General features: G+C 30.7%; 1 protein-coding gene. It reads left to right on the forward strand.

Annotated features, from left to right (window positions below; genetic code table 11):
• The first annotated feature begins 148 nt into the window (after positions 1–148).
• Positions 149–2,086 carry an SEC-C metal-binding domain-containing protein gene (locus tag CI949_RS19550; protein WP_073160470.1) on the forward strand — a complete coding sequence of 646 codons (1,938 nt, stop codon included), beginning with the start codon at positions 149–151 and terminating at the stop codon, positions 2,084–2,086.
• Positions 2,087–2,712: the final 626 nt, after the last annotated feature.

A 2,712-nucleotide genomic window follows, 5' to 3' on the forward strand; every position in this document is an offset into this window, starting at 1 on the left:
CTGGAGGATATAATGATCTGGCTGCAGAGCTGCAGCGGGCCTGGGAAAATGATCTCAGGCTGCCGCAGGAGCTTGTGACACTGGAAGTTTATAAAAAAATATTTTGCTTAAACTAATTAAAAACTAAGACTTAGGAGGATTTGTATTAATGGATAAACAGGAAATAATTATTGATTTATATTCAGAAGAAAGTTTAAAAGAACATAACTTAGATTTTAAGAATAAAAATCAGTCAGATATTATGGCTGATATCAGCCGGTTAATGAATCGGACATCTGGTGAGACAAGATATAAACTGTATGATGTGGGACGCAATGATTCCTGTCCCTGCGGCAGTGGTAAAAAGTACAAAAAATGTTGTAGCCGAGTTAGAGCAGAACATACGGAAGAATATTATATAGAAAAATTATCTGAGACTAATGATTTAGACCAGGCCTATAAAATTTTAATTGAAGCAGAAAAGAATCATCCTCTAGATATCCGATTTATAGTAGAATTAATATTAGTCTCTACTAAGAAAAGGGATTTAGAAGTTACTCAAGAAAAACTGCTTAAACTTTGGCGCTTGATTGGCTTGAAAATGGGAGAAAATCTGCTCTTCTTGCTGCTGAGATTGTTAATTCAGAAAGAAGATATTGAACAAATTAGTAAGATCGAATATAATCTGGATCCAGAAGACATCAATAATCCAGATCTTTTAATAATGTTTGCCTTACTTAATGCTATGAATTATAATTTTCAGCTGGCAGTTAAATATCTAAATAGAGCTTTGGAAAAAGAAGAGGAGCTCCAAAATATTGAAGCTTTAATGCATGTTATGTTAACTATTTATGAGGCTGAAAAGTATGAGCTGATGTTTGAAGTCTGGCTGGATAATTTTAAAACCCTAAATCAGCTGGTAGATCAGTATGGGCTTGAAAAAATTCCTTTAGTCAGCACACTCAGGTTTCTATTAATCAACAGCTTTGGTTTTGAAACTGATAAGGAATTTAATTCTAAAAATGAAATTAAAAAACTGGCTGATATCTTTTTAAAGCTGAATGAAAATATAGAAGCAATTGATGATCAATTAGATCAGAATGAGGTAGATGATCTTTTAACTGAGATTGACTCTGTGCTGGATGAGATCGCCTATGATTCAGTATTATATTTGATGCTGCTGGAAGGGTTAATTGGAATTGAATACTATTCAGCTGCCGAAAAATATTTTCAAAAAGCTGCAGACTATAATAATCAAAACTCGGAATTTTTGTTATTAAAAGCTCACTATAATTATTATCAAAATAATTTAGAGCAGGCAAAAGAAGATATTGAGCAGTCATTAAAATATTATCAGGAGAAATCAGGATTTGAAAAAGATGATTTAATGGTCACTAAATTATTAATTTTAACTGCTCTTGAAGAATTTAATCAAGTGGTTGAACTATTAAAAAAAATAAAAGCTGAGACAAAGATTCCCCTGATATCTGCTTTAACTAAAGGTCTAAGCTCCCATCCAATAAGTACTTATGTAAAATTATTTAACGTATTAATTAAATTGAAAGAACCAGGCCTTTTTGATCAAAAAAAATTATATACTGCTGCTTTATATAATATTTTTGTAAAAAGGGATATGCTGAGTCTTGAGCTGGATGAAACAAAAGATGATTTTGAGGAAGTACTGGCTGAGATGCCGGAGAAATATGATAATCAGCTGGCTCAAATGGCAGAAATTTATCTAAAAAGCGAACAGCTAAGTGAAGAGGAAAGTTTAAAAGAACTTGCAAAAATTAATCAGAAGCAGGTGGAATTTACTGAAGAAGCTGAGATTAAATTTGAATATAATTTAAAACTAAAAAACTATGACTATCTCTTAGAAGAAAAATATTTTGCAGAAGAAAAAAATCTGCTTCAGTCGGGTGATTTTGCTTTTTATAAGATGATAGCTCTGTTAAATAAAGAAGGTATAGAAACAGCACTTGATTTTTTAACAGATCTTAATGCAGCAGAAGGTATGAGAATTTTTCAAAGAATGATGCAGGAGGGTGAAAGCTTTTTAGAAGAAGACAGACTTCTAGAAGACCTTAAAAATAAGGAGATATTTTAATAGAATAGATTGGAATTAAGATAGCAGTTCCTCTTCCAGGGAGCTGCTTTTCTAATTGGTACACAGCCCCTGCAGTTTATGTTATAATGAATTAGACTGGATTTGCTTATTTTCTGTCCTAAGAATTTCTGATAAATTTTAGTCAAACGCTTGACTAATAAAAAAATAGTAAGCAATAAAGAGTAAATTTTTTTCGAGTTAAAAAGCCCCTTTAGTTCAATATTTTTGATATAATAGAATAAAGATACAAAAATATTTTTTCGTATGATAAGGCTGTTGTATGATAAAGGAGTAAAAAAATTAAAATTATTAAGATCCAGCAAAAAAAAAGAGAAATGCTAATTGTAATAAAAATCTATAAGTAGAAATAAAATATTAAAGATTTTAGCTTATATAATTCTGCAATTAATTTTTACTCTTTATTGCTGCTCAATTTATTTTCAGCTTGACTAAAAATTAAAATAGCCGATTCATCCCCGCCCATTAACATAAGCTTTTTAAAAAAACTATTAGATTTGACGTAACGTATATTACAGCAGGAGGTTATAAAAATGAAAATTGTAGTTTTAGATGGTTATGCAGTTAATCCTGGTGATTTAAGCTGGGATAAGATTAGTGAATTAGGG

This window comes from Halanaerobium sp., assembly GCF_003070835.1.